Origin of the sequence: Sorangium sp. So ce295 (genome assembly GCF_051527405.1) — a bacterium.
GTDB classification, from domain to species: Bacteria; Myxococcota_A; Polyangia; order Polyangiales; family Polyangiaceae; genus Sorangium; species Sorangium cellulosum_B.
In genome coordinates, this window is the sequence record NZ_CP150324.1 from 8,734,608 (window position 1) to 8,753,052 (window position 18,445).

An 18,445-nucleotide genomic window follows, 5' to 3' on the forward strand; every position below is an offset into this window, starting at 1 on the left:
CGCCCCTGGTTCTTCCGAAACCCCATCAGTTCCCACCCCCCCTCAGCACCATCCAGAGCCGCAGCAGAGCGGCGGTCACCCGCACAGGAGACGGGCCCAGATCGGCGTTTTCGGCGCGCAAGCGCACTCCGGTGCGCTGAGCACCAAAAACGTCGAGATGGGCCCGTCTCCGAAGCGGGTGACCGCCGCTCTAGGCGCGCGCGCCCTTCACGAAGGGTAGGAGGGCGTCGACGAGCGGCGGCGTGGCGTCGTCGAGGCGCCGGGGGTTGTGCCAGGCGAACGGCTCGACGAGGCGCGACGGCCGGAGGCCGAGCTTGCCGCGCGAGCACTCCACGAGGAGCGACAGCGCCCCGTGGCGATCGTGGAGCCAGTCGATCTCCAGGCCCGCCTTGCGGACGCCCCAGGCGAAGCGGACGTAGGACATGGCGCGGTACGGCCTGCGGTCCGCGGCGCGCGCGACGCGCAGCGCGAAGGCGTGGTGCTCGGCGGCGTCGGCCACGGGCCAGAGGCTGTGCGCCGGCGGGTACAGCACGGCGCCTCCCGCGCTGTGCAGCGACAAGGCGCGGTCGATGCGGCGCGACGACAGCGCGTGCGCGATGGCCTCCACCTCCGGCTCGCTGGCGGGGCGGCTGCCGGGCGAGAAGAGGAGCCCGATGAAGCGCTGGATGAGGCCGCGCTCGTACCACCCCGCGTCGAAGTTCCGGTTCAGGTCGACGCCCCGGGCATTGCCGCGCACGTACCGGTGTCGCCCGGCGCGGAGGTTCATCTCGACGCGGAGGAGCCCATCCGGGTTCACGATCGGGACGGCGAGGATCGACCGGCCGCCGAGGTCCTGGGTCGCGAGGCGATCGAGCAGCGCGAGGTGGGCCTCGATGCCGATCCACTCGAGGGGGTGGATCCCGGACAGGATCACCGTCGTCCGCACGCGCTCGCGCGACCCGGCTCCCGTCGAGGGGCGGAAGCTGGCGCGCTCGGCGCGCTCGGCCGACGGAGCGAGGGCGGCGTCGCTCGGCGCACGGTCATCCGCGCCGCCCGGCGCGCGGCTGCCATCGGCATCCGGCGTGCCATCGAGCGGATGGAGCGAGACGCCGTTCGCAACGCGCTGTCCTCCCTGGGCGCTCGGCGCCAGGAGGCCCGCGGCTTGCTTCTCGCCGCGCGCAGCGGCCAGGCTGGCTGCGCCGAGGTGAACGGCGAGCAGCGGCTCGCCCCGGATCGAGCGCCCGATCAGCGTGACCTGCGCCCCGCGGTCGGCGAGCCGCTCGATCGCCTCCAGGAGCTCGCCGTACCCGCGGTAGGGACCGAGCCCGCGGCGAGCGAGCAGACGGGAGAGCGGAGCGCGTCGGTGTACAAAGAGGGCCGCCCTCAGGGCAGCCCGGCCTTGCTCTTCCGACGCCTGATCGGACTTCGGCATGCAGGGCTCACCTTTACCCTAGATGGCACGAACTATAGACCACCGGCCGCGCGTTCGTGCGATCCGGACCAGGTCAAACCAGGGATTACCGTGGCAGCGGGCGCGCATATGGAATTCGACGGCAACGGGTGGGCGGAAGGACGTATCGAGCTGCTGCCTCCGAGCCAGGGGTGGTCGCTGCTGTCGCCGGAGCCCGAGGCGCGGATCGACGAGCACCGCTGGGCACATCAGGCGCGCGTCTTCTTCGGAGCGGAGCTCTCGCTCGTGCAGAAGAAGGCGTACCCATCGGGGACCACGCCGATGGCCGACGCCGTCGAGGTGGACATCGCGCGCACCGCCGCTTCTTCTATGCCGCGCACGCCGAGCCGCGTGCGCGTCGTGACGGTGCCGCTGGATCGCGCGCCGCTCGTGCGCGCGGCCGCCGCGGCGGGGGTGAGGGCGATCGGCGGGCGCGGGTTCGACGCGCTGCTCGCGCGGGCGCGGCGGGTCTGGCAGGTAGAAGAGCCGGCGATCGCCGGCGACGACGCGCGAGCGCCCCTGGTCGTCACCGCGGTGCTCGCGGCGGTGCTGCTCGCGCCCGTGGTGCCGCCCGGCGAGGAGACGATCTTCGGGGTGAAGGGGGCCAGAGAGCGGCTGCAGCGGCTCGGCTGGTAACGAGGCGGCGCGTCGCGCCCGCCCTCGGCCGCCTGCCGACGGATATCGTCCTCGGCGCTCTGAGGTGCCTGCTCGTCGGGCGCCTGTACTAGCGTGCGCGCCCGTGCGCTCCCGCTTCCCGCTCGTGGCCGCCCTGTTCTTCGTCTCTGGCGCGACCGGCCTCCTCTACGAGGTCGCCTTCTCCAAGCTGCTCGCCTACGTCTTCGGCGCCACCGCGTATGCCGTGAGCACGGTGCTCGCCGCCTTCATGGGCGGCCTCGCCCTCGGCGCGCACCTCGGCGGCCGCCACGCCGCGTCCGCGCGCCGCCCGCTCGTCGTCTACGGCGCGCTCGAGGTGATCGTCGGCGCGATCTGCGCCGTCTCGCCGTTCCTGTTCGAGGCGCTGACCTCGGCCTACGTCGCCGTCGCCCGCGCAGCGCCCGACTCGCTCGCGCTGCTCACCGCGGCGCGCGCCGCGCTGACCGCCCTCGTGGTCGTCGTCCCCACGGTCGCGATGGGCGCCACGCTCCCGGTGCTCTCGCGCATCCTCCGCGCCGGCGCCGCGCCGGACGGCGGCGCGCCCCCCGCCGAGCACGACGCCGCGCGCCGCCTCGCCTCGCTTTACGCCATCAACACGGCGGGCGGCGCGGCCGGCGCGCTCTCCGGCGCCTACGTGGTCCTCCCGCACCTCGGCATCCGAGGCGCCCTCTGGTCCGCGGCGATCGCCAACCTCGTCCTCGGCGTCGTCGCGATCTCCGCCGGGCTCCGCGGCCCGGCGCCTGCTGCCGCCGCCCCCGGCGCGCGCTCCCCCGAGGCCCCCGGCGCGCGCTCCCCCGAGGCCCGCACCGCGGACGCTCCGCTCCCCGCGGCCGCCGGCCGGGCCGAGCCGCCGTTCCTGCTCCTGCTCGCGTTCGCGTCGGGCTTCCTGGTCTTCGCCGCCGAGGTGGTCCAGACCCACCTGCTCGCGCTGCTCATCGGCAACAGCGCCTACGCCTTCGGGCTGATGCTCGCCGTCTTCCTGGTCTGCCTCGCGGCCGGCGCCGCGCGCTCGCCTGCCCTCGCGCGCCGCCACGGCGAGGGCGCGCTCTCCCGGGGGCTCGCCGCCGCCGCGCTCTCGCTCGCCGCCACCGTCCCGCTCTGGGACCAGCTCCCGCGGCTCTTCGCCTTCGCGGGCAAGCACGTCGACGGGTGGGCCGGCCGCGAGGCGTGCCGCGCGCTCGCCGCCCTCGCGATCCTCGCGCTGCCCACGCTGTGCATGGGCACGACCTTCCCCCTGCTCCTCGCGCGCGCCGCCGCGCACGCCGACGTCGCCGCGCGCGTCGGCAGGCTGACCTCCGCGAACACCCTGGGCACGATCGCCGGCTCCATCGTCACCGGCTACCTCATCCTGCCCGCGCTCGGCTCCGAGCGCGCGCTCCTGACGATCGCGCTCGCCTTCGCCCTCACGGCCGTCCTCGCCGCCGCGCGCGCCGGGGCGGAGCTCCCCCGCGCCCTCGCGCTGGCCGCGGCGGCGGGGGCGCTCGCCGTGCTCGCGCCCCGCTGGGACATGGCCCGCCTCACGAGCGGCGCGAACGTCTATTTCGCCATGGGGCCGCGCCCCGAGCGCATCGACTTCGTGCGCGAGGACGTGCACGGCGGCGTCACCACGGTCGCGCACCTCGCCGGCGTCACGACCATGTACACGAACGGCAAGTTCCAGGGCGACGACGGCCCCGAGATGACGGCGCAGCGGCGGTTCGCGCACTTCCCCTCGCTCTTCCTCCGCGACACGCGCGCCGCGCTCGTCATCGGCCTGGGCACCGGCACGACGACCGGCACCATCGCGGCCTACCCCTTCGAGCGCATCGACGTCGCCGAGATCTCGCCCGCGATCGTCGAGGCGTCTCGGCGCTTCTTCGCCGGCCCGAGCCTCCGCGCGCTCGACGATCCCCGCGTCCGCCTCTCGCTCAACGACGGCAGGAACGAGCTGCTCGTCGCCGCCCCGGGCCGCTACGATCTCATCGCCATCGAGCTCACCAGCGTCTGGTTCGCGGGCGCCGCGAGCCTCTACAGCCACGAGTTCTACGAGCTGGCCCGGTCCCGGCTCACCGAGGGCGGCGTCCTGCAGCAGTGGGTGCAGCTCCACCACATCCGGCGGCGCGAGCTCGCCGTCGTGGTGAGGACGATGCGCAGCGCGTTCCCGCACGTCGCGCTGTTCGTGGGCGGCGCGCAGGGCATCCTCGTCGCGAGCGGCGCGCCGCTCGTCGCCTCGGAGGCGCGCCTCGCCGGGCTCGACGCGCGCCCGTCGCTCCAGGCGACGCTCGCCGGCGCGCGGCTCGAGGACCTCCTCGACGCCCTCGTCACCTCGGGCGACGATCTCGACCGCCTCATCGCCGACGCGGCCGAGGACGGCGGCCCGATCCTGTCCACGGACGACAACCTCTACCTCGAGTACGCCACGCCGAAGGGGAACGTGCTCCCGTACGGCGCGTCGCTCGACGCGACCCTTGCGCTCCTCGAGCGTTACCGGACGCGGGCGCCGCGCGCGCGGCACCTCGCGCCCTGAGGTCGCTCAGCCCCCGTCCGCGGGCACCTCGCCCTGAGGTCGCTCAGCCCCCGCCCGCGGGCGCCGCGCCACCGCCGTCACGTGGCGGCGCGCTCTCCTTGGCCGGCGCGCTCGGCGCGGGGGGCTCGCCCTCCTGCGCCTCCGACGTGGCCCGCGGCTTGACCTGCACCGGCTTGATCTCGTCGCCCGTCGCCACGAAGCCCTTGCGGGGCGGGGGCGCCTTGAGCTGCGCGGCCTGCTCCGCGCGCTGCTTGCGCTGCTCGAGGCTCAGCACCTCCAGCGCCAGGCCGCCCCTGTACGGATCCTGCCCCAGGAAGGGGCGCCCGTTCACCTCGGCCACGTGGAACTCGACCCGGCGGTTCTCGCTGCGGCCTGCCGCGATCTCGTTCGGCCCGAGCGGGCGCGACTCGCCGAAGCCCACGGCGATCAGCCGGTCGCTCTCGACCTCGTGATCGACCAGCCAGTCGGCGACCGCGAGGGCGCGCCGGGCGCTGAGCGCCTGGTTGTGCTCCTCGCTCGACTGCGCGTCCGTGTGCCCCTCGATCCGCAGCCGCGTCACCTCGGGGTGCTCCTTGATGAACTGGAGCAGCGTCTCCAGCGTCTTCTCGCTGCCCGGCCGGATCGTCGCCTTGCTCGTGTCGAAGACGATCTTGCCCTCGATGTAGACCTGGCTCTCCCCGCCCTGCTCCGACCAGGGCTTCTCCGGGTACCATCGCGGGAGCGCCTGCTGCTCCTCGGCGCGCGGCAGCTCCCGCGGCGGCAGCCGGTTGTCGCTGCACCCCTGGCCAGCGAACGCGGCGGGCGCGAGCGCCGCCGCGAGCGCGAACGGCAGGGAGGTGCGGGCGGCCTGCTTCCTCTTCGGGTCCATGTCGCCCTGCAGCGTGTCAGAACCGGCGCTCGGACCGCAAGTAACCTGGCGGACGCCGGGCCGACCGGCGCGGAACGCGGCTTATGGTAAGAGGATCGCCATGTCCGCGCTGTCGCCCACGCCCGAGGGCTCGCCCATCGATCCCAAGCTCGCCGGGCTGCGCGCCCGGCTCCGGGAGCTCGGATCGGTCCTCGTCTGCTACTCCGGCGGGGTCGACAGCGCCTTCGTCCTCGCGGTCGCGCACCAGGAGCTCGGCCCGAGCGCCGTCGGGATGACCGCGGTCTCGCCGAGCCTCGCGCCCGCCGAGAAGGAAGAGGCCACCTCGATCGCCCGGCTGATCGGCGCCGACCACCGGCTCGTCGAGTCGTCCGAGATCGACGATCCGCGCTACGTCGCGAACAACCCGGATCGCTGCTTCCACTGCAAGAGCGAGCTCTACCGGATCGCCGCGCGAAAGCGGTCCGAGTGGGCGCTCGCGGCGATCGTGAACGGCACCAACACCGACGACCTCGGCGACTACCGCCCCGGGCTGGAGGCGGCGCGGGAGGCGGGCGTGCTGAGCCCCCTCGTCGAGCTCGGCTTCAGCAAGGCCGACGTGCGCGCCGGCGCGGCGCGCGTCGGCCTGCCCATCTGGGACAAGCCGGCCGCGGCCTGCCTCTCCAGCCGGATCCCTTACGGGACCAGCGTCACGCGCGAGCGGCTCACGCAGATCGGCGGCTTCGAGGCGGCGCTGCGCGGCCTCGGCTTCCGCCAGGTCCGCGTCCGCTACCACGACGACCTCGCGCGCATCGAGCTCGACGCGGGCGAGCTCGCGCGCGCCGCCGAGCCGCCGGTGCGCGCCGAGATCGTGGCCGCCGGCAAGCGGCACGGCTTCCGGTACGTGACGCTCGATCTCGGCGGGTACAGGACCGGCAGCCACAACGAGGTCCTCGTCGGCCGCGCCCTCAAGATCGTGAGCTGATCTCGCGGGAGCCGCGCGGCCTCACACGAGCGAGGAGCGCACGACCTTGGCGCGCTCGTCGCGCTCCTTCAGGTGCTCGAGGATGATCACCGCCGTCTCCTCGATGGCGCGCTTGGTGACGTCGACCACCGGCCACTCGGGGTGCGCGGCGAAGAGGCGGTTCGCGAAGTCGAGCTCCTGGCGGACGTGCTCGCGCATCGCGTAGTTGGTCTCGGAGGGCATCCCGAGCTGGCGCAGCCGCGCCTGCCGGATCTCGCAGAGCTGATCGATCCCGATGGTCAGCCCGACGACCCGATCCTGGTGGGCCTCCATCAGCTCGAGCGGCGGCGGGACGCCGAGCACCAGGGGCAGGTTCGCGACCTTGAGGCCGCGCTGCGCGAGCAGCGTCGACAGCGGCGTCTTCGACGTGCGCGAGACGCCGACGAGGACGATGTCGGCCCTCTTGAAGTTCCGCGGCTCCTTGCCGTCGTCGCTCTTCACCGCGAACTCCACCGCCTCGATGCGCCGGAAGTACTCCTCGCTCAGCGGGAGCATCGCGCTCGGCAGGTTGATCGGCTCCCGGTCGAGGAAGGTGCCGAGCCGCACGATGAGCGAGCCGATCAGATCGATCGCCTCGATGTTCAGCTCGGCGGTGGACGCGTGCAGGAACTCGCGCAGCTCGGGGCTCACCACGGTGAACACGACGAGCGCGCCCTCCCGGGCCGCGCGCTCGAGCACCGGCCGCGCGACCTCCGGCGTGCGCACCCGGGTGTGGAGGCGGATCTGCACCCCCGCGTCCGGGTACTGGAGGAGCGCGGCGCGCACGGCCTTCTCCGCCGTCTCTCCGGTGGAGTCGCTCAGGACGTCGATGAACTTCGCCTTGTCCATGTCCGATCCCTCCGTCGCCATTTCGGCTCAGGCGCTCGAGGCAGGGCTCGTGCCTCGGCGTTCAGCAGAGCGCGGAGGATCGCGCGCGGCCGCGCGCCAGGTCAACCAAACAGCCCCTTCAGCTTCTCCATGAACGTGGCCTGCTGAGGCTGCACGTTCTCGCCGAGATCCTTCGCCAGCTGCGCGATGAGCTCCCGCTGCGTCGCGGTGAGCTGCGTCGGCACCTCGACGCTCACCTCGACGAGCTGGTCGCCGCGCCCGCCCACGACGCGGCGCGGTATCCCCTTGCCCTTGATCCGGAGCACCGCGCCGGGCTGCGTGCCCGGGGGGATGCGGAGCCGGCCCTTTCCCTCCAGGGTCGGGATCTCCAGCTCGCCACCGAGCGCCGCGCGCGCGAACGAGATCGGCACGGAGCACACCACGTCGTCGCCGACGCGGCGGAAGAGCTCGTGCGGCGAGACGCGGATGGTGAGCTCCAGATCGCCCGGCCCCCGGTCGGAGCGGACGGCGTTGCCGCCGCGCTCCACGAGCCGGGTCGCGCCGTTCTCCACGCCCGGAGGGATCGTCACCTCGATGGTCTTCTGCTTCGCCGCGAGGCCGGCGCCGCGGCACGTCCTGCACGGGTCGGTCACGATCCGCCCCGTGCCGCGGCACCGCCCGCAGGGGCGCTCGATCGCGATGGGGAACATCCCCTGCTGCATCCGGACGCGGCCGCGGCCCGAGCACGCCGAGCAGCGCTCGGTCGACGCGCCCGGCGCGGAGCCCGAGCCGGCGCAGTCGCCGCACGGCTCGACGCGATCGTAGGCGATCTCCTTCGTGCAGCCGAACGCCGCCTCCTCGAAGGTGATCCGCACCTCCTTCTGCAGCGTCCCGCGGTCGCCGACCCGGATGCCCAGGGCGCCGAGGAGATCGCCGAAGATGGCGTCGAGGTTGAGGTCCTGCATGTCGAAGGGCACGCCCGGGACCCCCGAGCCGGCGGAGGCGCCGACGGCGGCGGGGCCGAACCGATCGAACGCCGCGCGCTTCTGCGGATCGCTCAGGATCTGGTAGGCCGCGTTCAGCTCCTTGAAGCGGACGTGCGCGCCCTGATCCCCGGGGTTCTTGTCGGGATGGTGCTGGCCGGCGAGCCGCCGGAAGGCGCTCTTGATTTCATCCTGCGTCGAGGAACGCTCGACGCCCAATACTTCGTACGGATCCCGCACGACGTGCGAAATAGCATCGATCGCCCTCCCGGGACAGCGGCTACCGGGCCGCCTAATCCGCTGATTTCCCTTCGGGCCCGGCGAGTTCGCGCTTCATCACCTTGCCCGTCGGGTTGCGCGGCAGCGCGTCGACGAAGACGACCTCGCGCGGGACCTTCGGGCCCGCGAGCCGCGCGCGGCAGTGCGCTCTGATGTCGCCCTCGCTCGCGGCCGCGCCGGGGCGCAGGGCGACGACCGCGCGCACGCGCTCCCCGAAGGCGCGGTCCGGGACGCCCACCACCGCGGCCTCGGCGACCGCCGGGTGGTCGTGGAGGACCGACTCCACCTCGGCGGGGTACACGTTCACGCCCCCCGAGATGATGAGCTCCCGCTTGCGGCCCTCGAGGTGGTAGCAGCCGCGCGCGTCGCGGCGGGCGAGGTCGCCGACCGAGAAGTAGCCGTCGCGCGTCGACTCGCGCGTGGCGCCTGGGTCCCTGTGGTAGCCGGAGACCAGCAACGAGCTCCTCACGTAAAGCTCACCCACCTCGCCGTCCTGGCACGGCGTCCCGTCCTCGCGCAGGAGCAGCAGCTCGCTGCCGGCGACGGGGCGCCCGATGGTGCCCGGCGAGGCGCGCAGATCCCCGGGGCCCGCGATCGTCACGATGCCCGTCTCGGTCGCGCCGTAGAAGTTGAAGAGCCGCTCGCCGAACGCCGCCATCACCTCCGCCGCGAGCGCCGGCGAGAGCGGCGCGCCGCCCACGAAGATCGCGGTGAGCGACGACGTGTCGTAGGCGCTGAGCCGCGCCTCGCCGAGCTCGAGGACGCGGTGGAGCATCGTCGGGACGACCGCCGTGGTGGTCACGCGGTACCGCTGGATCGCCTCGAGGAAGAGCTCGGGCTGGAACTCCGGGAGGATGACGATCGTGGCGCCGACGATGAGCGACAGGTTGACGAAGCCGAGCGCCGTGAGGTGGTAGAGCGGGCACACGGCGAGGTGCACGTCCCCCGCGCGCATCGGGGTCGCGCCGATGGCCCCGAGCGCCGGCAGGACGATGCCGCCGCCGAAGCCGCGCACCGCGCCCTTCGGCTTGCCGGTGGTGCCGGACGTGTACATCACCACCGCGGCGCGCTCGCTCCGATCCGGCGAGGCGCCCCGCTCGGCGGCGAGATCGTCGAACGCGGCGAGGAGGTCGTCGAGGTGCGAGAAGCCCGGGACGCGCTCGCCGATCGCGATCATCTCCTCGGGCGGGATCCCCTCGAGCCGCGGCGCGGCCTCGCGGATCACGCCGGCGATGTCGGAGTCGAACAGGAGCAGGCGCGCCCCGGAGTGGCCGGCGAGGTAGGCGAGCTCCGCGGGGGTCGATCGCCACGAGGCCGCCACCACGGACGCGCCGACGCGGGCCAGCGCGACCTGGCACATCAGGAACTCGGGGCGGTTCTTGAGCGCGAGCAGCACGGTGACGCCCGGGCCGACGCCGCGCCGGTCGAGCGCGGAGCCCAGCCGATCGATGGCCTCGTTCAGCGCGAAGAAGGAGTAGACCCGATCCTCGGCCGGGGGCCCCGCGGCGCGGGGCGCGAGGCTCGCGAGGCCCAGCGGCTCGATCACCGCGATCCGGTGCGGGCTGTTCTCGGCGTGGAAACGGAACAAGAGCGACGGGTTCGCCTTGCCTCTCGCGAGCTCGCGCGCGAGCACCTTGAGCCCCGGCCAACGCAGCGCGGCGAGCAGCCCCGCCTGCGTCACTGCCCGCCCGGCGGCGAGCGCCGCGTCGATCGTGCCTCGCCCGCTCGCCAGCGCGGACCTGACCCCTCCGAGTCGCATGGCCGGCGACTTTACTCTGGCCCGCATTGGCCCGCATGCGCCGTGGTAGGGTGGGTCCCGTGACGGAAGCTGACCGCCGCTCAGCCCAGCGCGCCGCGATCGAGCTGAGCGTAGAGTACAAACGGCTCAACACGTTCTTCGCCGACTACACCCGAAACATCTCGAAAGGCGGGACGTTCATCCGGACGGATCGCCCGCTCGCGATCGGCACCGAGTTCGTGTTCGCCCTCTCGATCCGGAACCTGGCCGAGCCGCTCCGCCTTCGCGGGCGGGTGAAGTGGATCGTCACGACCGCCGAGGCGACGGAGTCGGCTCCGGCGGGGATGGGGATCGAGTTCCAGTACACGAGCGACGCGGAGCGCGCCGCTACCGAGGCGGTGGTCGAGCAGCTGATGATGAGCGAGCTCGGCGAGACGCTCGCCTCCAAGCTGCTCGGCCGCAAGCTCGGCGACGGCTCGCGGTAGCGCCTCCGAGGGGTGCGCTCACGCTCCCCCCGTGTACACTGGCTCGCAATGCCGCTGCCGCCCCTGTTCCCTCGGCGCCGTCTCGCTCGGGGTCTCGCCGCGCTTGCCCTCGCGCTCTCTCCCGTCGCCTGCGGGGCCTCTGGCTCGCCAGGGGCGAAGGGGCCGCCAGGCGCCGAGGGCCGCGTCGCTGCCGTCGAGGTCCGCGACGCCGATTTCTCCGCCAGCCTGTTCTCCATCGTGCGCGACGGCAAGCAGAGCCCGCAGCGCACGGGCCTGCTCATCGGCGTGGTCCGCAGGCAGCTCGCGCACGCCGCCGGGCGCTTCAACGCAGGGCAGCCCGACCGGGCGGTCGAGAGCGTCCTGGGCGCGCTGGCCCTCGTCCGTCCCGGCGAGGGGCGCGCCGAGATGATCGACGCCGTGGGCGAGCGCGCCATCGCCGGCGCGATCGAGCGGCTCAGCCCGCGCGGCGACGAGGGGCGGGTGCGGGCGCTCATGGAGCTCCGCTCCGCCGCGCTGCCGAGCGGGAGCCGGGCCCGCGCCGAGAGCGACGAGCACCTCGCCGCGCTCGAGCAGTGGATGAAGGAGACGCGCACCGGCGGGCCGCTCGAGCAGCTCGGCGCGGATCAGCGCGCGGCCGTCTCGCGCGCCCTCGTCGACGGCCGCGCAGAGTCGATCCAGCGCGCGGCCGCCGCCACCGTGGCGTGGATCGATCGGGCGATCGAGTTCAACATCGAGTACCGGCAGGGCGGCGCGAGGCCGGAGCGCGAGGAGGCGGTCGAGGCGGCGCGCGCGCTCGAGTCGGGCGGCGCGAGCCTGGCGGCGCTGTTCCTCCGCTTCGGGGACGCGAAGGGCGCGATCGATCAGATCGACCGCACGAGCGTGCGCCGGGTGATCCCGCCCGGCCTGTACCAGCGGCTCAAGGCCGCCGCCACCGACGACGACGCGGTCTCGTGGCAGGCGCTCGCCGCCGCCTTCGCGCAGCACGCGGCGCAGGAGCGCGACGCCGAGACCGGGATGCGGCAGGAGCTGCTCGACGGGGCGATCTGGGGCGCCGCCCTCGAGGCCTACCGCCGCGACCCGCTGAACTACGACAGCGCCACGCTCCTCTCCCAGGTGATGATCCGCCTCGGCATGTCCGAGGCGACGCCGCTCGTGATCGCCGGCGCGCTCGGCGACCGGCCGAGCCCGGGCGCGCTCGGGGCCGCGCTCGGGCTCGTGCTGAGCGCGCTCTCGGAGGAGGCGTCGAACGACGATTTCGAGGCGGCCCGGCGCACCTACAACGCGGCGGGGCCGCTGCTCGTGCTCGCCGATCAGGCGGCGCGCGGCGGCGGCGCGCTCGATCCGTCGGGCGCCCGCGTCCGTTCTCTCATGGCGTCGCTCGAGCTGCGCGCCGGCAACCTCGTGGCCGCGCTGCCGCTTCTCCGCGCGGCGACGGCGGCCGAGCCGACGGTCAACGGGCTCACGGTGCTCGCGATGGCCGAGCGGCAGGCCGGCGAGCCCCAGGCGGCGCTCGAGGACGTGCGGCGGGCGCTGGGAGCGCCGGACGCGCGCAGCGCGCCGCTCGAGATCATCCAGGCGCACCTGCTCGCCTTCGAGCTCCACCGCGACGCTGGCACGCAGGACCGGGCGAAGGAGTCGCTCGACGCCGCGCTCGCCGCCGCGCTCGACACCCGGCAGCGCGCCCGGGATCCCGGCGCCAAGGCGCGGACGGAGCGGCTGCTCGGGCGCATCCTCGACGGCTATGGCGACGAGAAGGGCGCGACCCGGGCGTACGATCGGGCGTTCGCCCTGGTGGCGGCCGAGGCGCCGCAGCTCGGCGCCACGATGCTCGACGCCGTGGGGCGCGCGCTCGTCGAGCGCGATCTCCCCGCCGCGCGGCGGGCGCTGAAGCGCGGCCTCGAGGCGAACGTGGACGAGGACGATCTCATCTACGGCGGGCTCTGGGTCCTGCTGCTGGAGCGCGCCCTCGGCGTCGCGACCGACGGCACCGCGGGCCGCGCGCTGGACAGCGCGACGAGCCGCGCGTCCTGGACGGGAAAGCTCGCGGCCTGGGCGAACGGTGGGCTCAGCGACGCGGATCTCGGCAGGCTCGCCCGGAGCGCAGCGCAGCGGGTGGAGGCGCAATTTTACACCGCGATGGCCAGGAAGGCGGCGGGGGATGCCGGCGCGGACGAGCGGCTCCGCGCGGTGTCGAAGAGCCCCGTGATCGACCTGCTCGAGGTGCACCTCGCGCGCGAGATGCTGGCGCCCGCGCTGCGCCTCGATCTGCCCCGCAACGCGGGCCTTCCGTAGAACGCGCCAGCGATCGCGCGCGGGATGGATGACCTGGGCCGGATGTGCGATACGGTCTCCGCTGGTCAGGTGGCGAGTTGGTCGGATGACCAGCGCGCGCGAACAGCGCGCGGAAGGAATAAAGGGCTTCCACGCGTGCGCCTTGTCGTTCGATCATCGATGAATGTCCGATGACCGGATCGATCCGCTCGAGAAGCTCGCCGCCGCTCACCGGAGCCTGGAAGAGAACCTGAACGATCTCGCGCGCGCCGCGCGCGCGCTCAGCGATCCCCGCGGGCGCGCCGCCGCGCTCGAGGGTCTCTCCAGCGTGGTGGCCTACTTGGAGCGGTCGATGAGCCGGCATCGCGAGGACGAGGAGCGCTCGCTGTACCCGCGGCTCGCGGTGCTCGAGGCGATCGCGCCGACCCTCGATCGCCTCCGGCAGGAGCACAAGGCGCAACAGCGCGCGATCGACGCGCTGCGCGCCGCGATCGAGAGAGACGGCGGCCCCGAGGCCGTGGAGACGATCCCCCAGCTCATCGAGGACCTGCGCGCTGCGCACCAGCGCCATGTGGAGAGCGAGGAGCAGGAGGTATTTCCGGCCGCTCGCCGGTTCCTGCAGGCCTCGGCCAAGCAGGGGATCTGGAACGAGATGGAGACGCGCCGAGGGCGCGGAGGGCAAGGCAACCCGGCCAAGGGCATCAGCGGGCGCCCATACCGCCCCGGCGGGATGCGCAGGGGCCCGTAGGCCTGCCCCGGGGGATGCGCCGCGGGCACGACCGCTCGGCGCGGCCGACGGGAGACCGCTCCTAGAATTGCTCCTCGCGCGCGCGCTCGAGCGCGGCGCGCAGGTAGTTCTGCGCTCGAAGCGTGTGCGCCCCGTCGGGGTGCTGGTCCAGGTGGCTGCGGAACGCCTCCGCCGATTGCATGAAGCTCCCCAGCCGATAGAGGCTGACGCCGCGGGCGAGGTGCCTGGGATAGGAGGGGTCGAGCGCGGCGAGCTCGTCGATCTTCTTCAGGCGATACTGCTCCTCGGCGCGCCGCGCCTCCGCGGCGCGGCGCGCCGCCGCGGGTGCGCGCGGCCCTGACCCACCCGCCTGCGCAAGGCGCGCCGCCGTCTCCTCGTCGGGAGGAGCCGGGAGGGTCTGCGCGCTCCTCGCGGCGGCGAGCGGGCGCGCGAGCAAGAACTTGAACAGCGCGCGCTCCTCGTCGAGCGCCGGGGCGAACGGATCTCGCTGGACGCCGACGATGGCGCTCCAGCGCTTCTTGAAGAGCACACCGAGCACGACGCCATCCATGGCGACGCGGCGGGCCCCCTCCTCGCCGCCGCGCTGCGCCGCGTCCCCCTGCCCCAGCCAGGCGTTTCGGCGGAGCAGCCCGAGGAAGTCGCCGCCGAGCTCACGGAGCTCGTCGGACTCCTCGCCGGTCGCCTCGAAGCGGCGCACCTCGCGGACGAACGCCCTCAGCTGGTAGGCGCGCAGCCGGAGCACCGCCTCGTCCCCCTGGGCGAGCGCGCGGCCCACGGCGTCGGTCACGCGCGCGCGCGCGGCGAGGAGCTCGGCCTCGGTGTGATCCGCGTCGGCGTCCACGAGCCCGAACGCGCGGATGGCGGAGCCGAGCTCGCGCACCTCGGCGTCGAGCCCGAGCTCCTCGGCCTCGCGAGCGCGGGTGATGTCCGCGTCTCGCACGCGCGCGAGGACTCGCGCGTCGGCGAGCGGCAGCGGCAGCTCGGCCGGCTCGACTGACCGCGGCACGGCGAGGATCGCCGCGGAGCCCGCGATGAACACGGCCACGAGCCCCGGCTCCCAGCCCTCGAGGTGCCGCTTCCAGCCGCGGCGCGCCCCCGCGTCGGCCCTCGTGGACGACGCGACCGCGACCGCGGGGGTGCTGCTACCGCTGCTGTTCGATCGGGTCGAGCCACTCGGGCGACTCGGGCGGCTCGAGCGGCTCGAAGAAGAACTCGAGCGCGGCTCCCGGCGCTTGACAGCGACGCTCTCGGCTCGCGACATTGATCGTCTCCTCTGCGCTCCAGAATACCCCACGCGGCGCGCCTCAGCGCCGCGCAGCTAGCCAGCGAGGAACGTGCGAGATCACCGGAAGCACCCGCGCAAGCAAATCGAGCTCTCGATCGCGTTCCGGATCGGTGACGGCCCGCGCGTCGACGCGATATGCTGCGACCTCAGCCTCGGCGGGATGTTCATCGAGACGAGCTCGCCGGCTCCCTTCGGCGCGACCGTCGAGGTGCTGCTGTCCCTGCAAGGACTGAAGCAGGTCGCCGTGATCCCGTCGGTGGTGCGATGGACCACCCCTGAGGGGATGGGGGTGCAGTTCGGCATGATGGGCGCGCGAGAAACCTACGCGCTCACGCAGCTCCTCGGCTCCCTCTAGAGCGTCGGTCAGTCGTCGATGGTCAGGGGGATGTCGAGCTGCCTCGAGCTTCCCGTGAAGCGCCCTCGGTAGAGGCCCTCGGCGCAAGCCTGCAGCGCCGGCCGGAGCGGCGGGTTGAAGCGCAGGGCGGCGACGCTGCCGTCGGGGCGCACGGAGACGTGCAGCGTCGAGACGATCGATCGGCGGACCGAGGACCTGCCGCTCGCGCTCTCCCGCGCGAAGCAGCTCGACAGCAGCGACTGCACGGAGGCGGGCGTGAGCGCCGGCGGGCCAGACGCCTCCTGCGCCTCCGGGCTCGGCGGCGCGGCGGCGGGCGGGGGCTCGGTCGTCAGCGGCGACAGCAGCGCAGTCGGCTCGGCGACCGCAGGGGCGGCGGGCTCCTCGGCGCGAGCCACGACCGCCGGGGCCAGAGCGGCTCCGCCCGGCGGACGCGCGCCGACGGCCGGCTGGGGCGGAGCGGGTGCAGGCGCCGGCTCCGGCGACGCGACCGCGGCGACGCCTTCCTGCGGCGCGGGGCGATCGAGGAGGCGCGCCTCGCGGCCGCCGTCGAGCGAGAAGGTGCCGCGCGACGGGCCAACGAGGAGGTGGGCGGTGGTCGCGCCGCGGTACGCCGCAGGGCCGACCGCGACGGTGCCGTGCTCCACGTCGACCTCCACGCGGCCCTCCAGCCGGGTCACGGTGAACAGCGTGCCGTGCACCGCGACGCGGGTGCCGTCCACCTCGACGGCGAACGCCTCGACGAGCCCCTCCTCGGGCGCGCGCGTGACGACGTCGGCGCGCACCGAGCCCCGCTCGAGCGAGATCACGTGGCCGACCCCTGCCGCGCCCACCGCGCGCACGACGGCGCGGCTGTCCGGCAGGAGCGTCCAGCGCACCGAGCCGACATCGACGAAAGAGACCGCGTGGTCCGCGGCCTCGACCGAGTCGCCAGGCCGTAGGGCGCGGAAGTCCAGGTCGCCGGACGCCCGGTCGCCGCCGGCTGCCACGGGGACCTCGGCGAGATCGCGGACGCGCGGCGGCGTCGACGTCGCCGTGACGGGCGGGGCCGAGCGCCCGGCCGCGAGGACCGCGAACGCGATGGCCGCCGCCGCCGCCGCGAACCCGAGCGCGCGCCCGAGCGGCGAGCGCTGCGGCGGCGCGGCGCGGCGGACCGGAGCGGCCCGCTCGATCCGCGCGAACAGCTCGCGCTCGATGGTGTCCCAGCGCGGCTCGGGCGGCTGCTCGGCGCGGAGCAACCGCTCCATGTGCTCGCGTGCCCGGTCGTAATGCTTTGCGCCGCTCATGCGTCCTCCGCGTCGACAGCCGATGGATCCGCCGCGGGGTATCCCACGGCGGCGCCCCCCACGGAAACGCGCGTGCGCGCCGCTGCCGGCCCGGCGCCATCTGCCTTGTCCGCGCCGCCCTCGGCCAGCTCGGCGGCGAGCTGGGCGAGCGCAGGCTCGGCGCGCATCATCGCCTCGATCTCGCGGCGCGCATAGAACAGGCGCGTCCGCACCGTCAGGACCGGCGCGCCGACGATCTCCGCGATCTCGGTCGGCGGGATCCCCTCGAGCTCGTGCAGGACGTAGACGACCCGCTTCTTCTCGGGGAGGCGCTCCAGCACCCGCCGAAAAGCGTCGATCCTGCGAGCGCGAGCGGCGTCCTCGTCCGGGAGCATGCCGCGGTCCACCTCGATATCGGCGCCGAGCTCGCTCACGAACACCGGCCGGCAGCGCGCGGCGCGCCGCGCCATCAGCACGGCGTTGACGGTCACCCGGTGGAGCCACGTCGTGAACTTCGATTGCCCCCGGAAGTCACCCAGGCTCCGGTGCACCTGGATGAACACCTCCTGGATGACGTCCTCGACGTCGGCGGTCGGCCCGAGCATCCTGAAGACGAGGCGCGCGACGTCGCGGCGGTAGCGGCGGAAGATCTCCGCGAACGCCGTCGGGTCGCCGCTCTGGAAGCGGCGGATCCACTCGCCCACGTCGTCGGGCTCGGTCACCTGCGGAAGCCTACCCGCCCCCTCGGCGCTCATGGAGCTCGACGGAGAGACGAGGAGCGCCGGACGACGAGAGCGGTCACCGCCCGCGAACGCGACGTCGAGCGGCGCGCGGGCGTCTCTGGCAGCGCACTCGGGCAGGTCGTCGCCACGGCCGTCCGGCGCAGCCGCGTCAGCAGGGAAGAACGACCGCGAGAGGTGCGCCCACAGCGCCCCCGTCTCGACCGCCACGGTATGCACGGAGAGCTCTGGTGCGCCGAGCCGCCGGATCATTCATGGCGCCGCACGGCTGCTCTCCCGGAGCGGCGGTTACGCCGAACGCAGAAAAGTTGTTCCTTGAGCCACATTGGCGCGACCTTCCGGCGCATGATCTTCATCGCGGTATCGCTGACCGTGGCCCTCGTCGCCGCCGACCTGCTCGATCTGGGCTCCCGCCGCCGCGATCGCGTCTAGCGAGCGCCTACAGACCCTGACAAAAAGGGGCCCGGCTGGAGCCCGCGCCGGCCTCAGGCCGACGCGCGCTCCAGCCGGGCGAGTCGAGGAGATCGCGGTGCCGTCCGGGTCGTCCCCGTCGGCTTCAGCCCGCGGCCTCGGCCCCCGCCGCGCCGCCCTTCTTGGGCAGCTCGAAGAGCGCCGACAGCTCGACCTTCTCCTGCTTCTTCTGCTCGAGGAGCCGGTTGACCGCGCGAAGCACGCGCGTCTTCGCGGGGCCGCTGATCGGCTTGCCCTGAAGCGCGGCGCTCAGCGTGCGGTCGGTCACGGGACGACCGCTGCGCGGCTTCTTGGCGCTGGCCGCCTCCTTCTTCTTGGCAGCGTCCTCGCTGCCACGCGCCAGCCGCTTGGTCAGGCGAATCGCCCGATCCTCCGGCTGCAGCCGTTCGATCTTCACCGACGCCGCGATGATGCGGCGGGGGTCGATCTTCTTTTCCTTCAAGAAATCTTCGATCTTGGTAGCCATCGTCGTCACTTGCCCCGAAAGGGCGGCGACCCTATCACGCGCGGCGCCGCTGTGCATCTGCGACGTTTACCCCCTGCGCCGCGCTGGGGTAGCTTGTC

At 74.0% G+C, this 18,445-nt stretch carries 16 protein-coding genes; 7 read left to right on the forward strand and 9 right to left on the reverse strand.

All coding sequences use genetic code 11. The features are described 5' to 3' along the window. Positions 1 to 190: 190 nt before the first annotated feature. The gene (locus WMF11_RS33010) at positions 191 to 1,411 is read right to left on the reverse strand and encodes a M14 family metallopeptidase (RefSeq protein WP_437973567.1); all 1,221 of its coding nucleotides are present in this window, start codon (positions 1,409 to 1,411) and stop codon (positions 191 to 193) included. A 108-nt stretch (positions 1,412 to 1,519) separates the two neighbouring features. On the opposite strand from WMF11_RS33010, the gene WMF11_RS33015 reads away from it, so the two are divergent. After that, positions 1,520 to 2,065: a hypothetical protein gene (locus WMF11_RS33015; protein ID WP_437973568.1), complete on the forward strand. Its 546-nt coding sequence runs from the start codon at positions 1,520 to 1,522 to the stop codon at positions 2,063 to 2,065. Positions 2,066 to 2,168: 103 nt separating this feature from the next. After that, positions 2,169 to 4,589: a fused MFS/spermidine synthase gene (locus tag WMF11_RS33020; RefSeq protein ID WP_437973569.1), complete on the forward strand. Its 2,421-nt coding sequence runs from the start codon at positions 2,169 to 2,171 to the stop codon at positions 4,587 to 4,589. Between the two features lie 43 nt (positions 4,590 to 4,632). On the opposite strand, the gene WMF11_RS33025 is transcribed toward WMF11_RS33020, so the two are convergent. Further along, entirely contained in the window at positions 4,633 to 5,457 is an 825-nt protein-coding gene (locus WMF11_RS33025; RefSeq protein ID WP_437542823.1) for an OmpA family protein, read from the reverse strand. Positions 5,458 to 5,557: 100 nt separating this feature from the next. Between WMF11_RS33025 and larE the strand changes: the two genes are divergently transcribed. Beyond that, positions 5,558 to 6,418 (forward strand): ATP-dependent sacrificial sulfur transferase LarE, encoded by an 861-nt coding sequence (larE, locus tag WMF11_RS33030; protein WP_437542825.1) that lies wholly within the window; start codon positions 5,558 to 5,560, stop codon positions 6,416 to 6,418. Positions 6,419 to 6,439: 21 nt separating this feature from the next. On the opposite strand, the gene WMF11_RS33035 is transcribed toward larE, so the two are convergent. The 3 genes from WMF11_RS33035 to WMF11_RS33045 all read right to left on the reverse strand — a co-directional run bounded on the left by WMF11_RS33035 (position 6,440) and on the right by WMF11_RS33045 (position 10,285). Then, entirely contained in the window at positions 6,440 to 7,285 is an 846-nt protein-coding gene (locus tag WMF11_RS33035; RefSeq protein ID WP_437542827.1) for a pyruvate, water dikinase regulatory protein, read from the reverse strand. A gap of 101 nt (positions 7,286 to 7,386) precedes the next feature. Next, the gene (gene dnaJ / locus WMF11_RS33040; RefSeq protein ID WP_437542829.1) at positions 7,387 to 8,487 is read right to left on the reverse strand and encodes a molecular chaperone DnaJ; all 1,101 of its coding nucleotides are present in this window, start codon (positions 8,485 to 8,487) and stop codon (positions 7,387 to 7,389) included. A gap of 52 nt (positions 8,488 to 8,539) precedes the next feature. Continuing rightward, a complete protein-coding gene (locus WMF11_RS33045) occupies positions 8,540 to 10,285 on the reverse strand; it encodes a class I adenylate-forming enzyme family protein (protein WP_437973570.1) in 1,746 nt (581 codons plus the stop codon). A gap of 59 nt (positions 10,286 to 10,344) precedes the next feature. Between WMF11_RS33045 and WMF11_RS33050 the strand changes: the two genes are divergently transcribed. From WMF11_RS33050 to WMF11_RS33060, 3 genes are all read left to right on the forward strand, one after another. Then, on the forward strand, positions 10,345 to 10,749 hold the full coding sequence (locus tag WMF11_RS33050; protein ID WP_437542833.1) for a PilZ domain-containing protein: 405 nt from the start codon (positions 10,345 to 10,347) through the stop codon (positions 10,747 to 10,749). Positions 10,750 to 10,797: 48 nt separating this feature from the next. Then, positions 10,798 to 13,041: a hypothetical protein gene (locus WMF11_RS33055; protein WP_437903243.1), complete on the forward strand. Its 2,244-nt coding sequence runs from the start codon at positions 10,798 to 10,800 to the stop codon at positions 13,039 to 13,041. Positions 13,042 to 13,204: 163 nt separating this feature from the next. Then, positions 13,205 to 13,768 (forward strand): hemerythrin domain-containing protein, encoded by a 564-nt coding sequence (locus WMF11_RS33060; RefSeq protein ID WP_437973571.1) that lies wholly within the window; start codon positions 13,205 to 13,207, stop codon positions 13,766 to 13,768. 61 nt (positions 13,769 to 13,829) lie between these two features. Here the strand turns inward: WMF11_RS33060 and WMF11_RS33065 are convergent, their stop codons facing one another. Then, on the reverse strand, positions 13,830 to 15,029 hold the full coding sequence (locus WMF11_RS33065; protein ID WP_437973572.1) for a hypothetical protein: 1,200 nt from the start codon (positions 15,027 to 15,029) through the stop codon (positions 13,830 to 13,832). Positions 15,030 to 15,102: 73 nt separating this feature from the next. On the opposite strand from WMF11_RS33065, the gene WMF11_RS33070 reads away from it, so the two are divergent. Continuing rightward, positions 15,103 to 15,408 carry a PilZ domain-containing protein gene (locus WMF11_RS33070; RefSeq protein ID WP_437973573.1) on the forward strand — a complete coding sequence of 102 codons (306 nt, stop codon included), beginning with the start codon at positions 15,103 to 15,105 and terminating at the stop codon, positions 15,406 to 15,408. Between the two features lie 8 nt (positions 15,409 to 15,416). Here WMF11_RS33070 and WMF11_RS33075 read toward each other — a convergent pair whose 3' ends face one another. The 3 genes from WMF11_RS33075 to WMF11_RS33085 form a co-directional block, all read right to left on the reverse strand. Next, positions 15,417 to 16,691, reverse strand: coding sequence for a FecR domain-containing protein (locus WMF11_RS33075; RefSeq protein WP_437973574.1), 1,275 nt, complete (start codon positions 16,689 to 16,691; stop codon positions 15,417 to 15,419). After that, positions 16,688 to 17,662 carry an RNA polymerase sigma factor gene (locus WMF11_RS33080; RefSeq protein WP_437542844.1) on the reverse strand — a complete coding sequence of 325 codons (975 nt, stop codon included), beginning with the start codon at positions 17,660 to 17,662 and terminating at the stop codon, positions 16,688 to 16,690. The genes WMF11_RS33075 and WMF11_RS33080 overlap by 4 nt, the downstream gene beginning before the upstream one ends. 304 nt (positions 17,663 to 17,966) lie before the next feature. Next, positions 17,967 to 18,404, reverse strand: coding sequence for a hypothetical protein (locus tag WMF11_RS33085; RefSeq protein WP_437542846.1), 438 nt, complete (start codon positions 18,402 to 18,404; stop codon positions 17,967 to 17,969). Positions 18,405 to 18,445: the final 41 nt, after the last annotated feature.

Bases quoted from the DNA above. Each gene is read 5' to 3' on its own strand.
- WMF11_RS33085 (WP_437542846.1), bottom strand. From the start codon at position 18,404: ATGCACAGCGGCGCCGCGCGTGATAGGGTCGCCGCCCTTTCGGGGCAA.
- larE (WP_437542825.1), top strand. From the start codon at position 5,558: ATGTCCGCGCTGTCGCCCACGCCCGAGGGCTCGCCCATCGATCCCAAG.
- WMF11_RS33060 (WP_437973571.1), top strand. From the start codon at position 13,205: ATGTCCGATGACCGGATCGATCCGCTCGAGAAGCTCGCCGCCGCTCAC.
- WMF11_RS33035 (WP_437542827.1), bottom strand. From the start codon at position 7,285: ATGGACAAGGCGAAGTTCATCGACGTCCTGAGCGACTCCACCGGAGAG.
- WMF11_RS33065 (WP_437973572.1), bottom strand. From the start codon at position 15,029: ATGTCGCGAGCCGAGAGCGTCGCTGTCAAGCGCCGGGAGCCGCGCTCG.
- WMF11_RS33010 (WP_437973567.1), bottom strand. From the start codon at position 1,411: ATGCCGAAGTCCGATCAGGCGTCGGAAGAGCAAGGCCGGGCTGCCCTG.
- WMF11_RS33055 (WP_437903243.1), top strand. From the start codon at position 10,798: ATGCCGCTGCCGCCCCTGTTCCCTCGGCGCCGTCTCGCTCGGGGTCTC.
- WMF11_RS33075 (WP_437973574.1), bottom strand. From the start codon at position 16,691: ATGAGCGGCGCAAAGCATTACGACCGGGCACGCGAGCACATGGAGCGG.
- WMF11_RS33045 (WP_437973570.1), bottom strand. From the start codon at position 10,285: ATGCGACTCGGAGGGGTCAGGTCCGCGCTGGCGAGCGGGCGAGGCACG.
- WMF11_RS33025 (WP_437542823.1), bottom strand. From the start codon at position 5,457: ATGGACCCGAAGAGGAAGCAGGCCGCCCGCACCTCCCTGCCGTTCGCG.
- WMF11_RS33015 (WP_437973568.1), top strand. From the start codon at position 1,520: ATGGAATTCGACGGCAACGGGTGGGCGGAAGGACGTATCGAGCTGCTG.
- WMF11_RS33080 (WP_437542844.1), bottom strand. From the start codon at position 17,662: ATGATCCGGCGGCTCGGCGCACCAGAGCTCTCCGTGCATACCGTGGCG.